General features: G+C 62.8%; 1 protein-coding gene. It reads right to left on the reverse strand.

What is annotated here, in order from left to right:
• Positions 1 to 323: IS3 family transposase (locus tag ACODTW_RS28315; protein ID WP_488949562.1), on the reverse strand; the 323-nt coding region annotated here is incomplete at both ends.

Here is a 323-nt window from a genome sequence, read left to right on the forward strand (position 1 = left end):
GCAGCAGGTAGGGCCAGATCTTGTGCTCGGGATGGGGAACGCTGGTCTTCGGCCGTTGGTAGATGGCAGCCTGCCCCATCCGGCCCATCAGCCGGCGCACCCGCTTGCGATTGACGACATGACCCTGGCGCCGCAGATGTTGTGTCATCTGCCGACTGCCGTACCAGGGCGTCTCCAGAAACTGCGCATCGATCACCCGCATCAGCGCCAGGTTCTCTACGCTCTCACCCCGCACCGGCCCGTAATAATGTGACCGGCTGATCGACAACAGCGCGCATTGCCGGACAACCGACAAGCTGGGATGGGATCGATCCACCATCTCC

It is taken from the genome of Niveispirillum sp. FG148 (assembly GCF_057809655.1).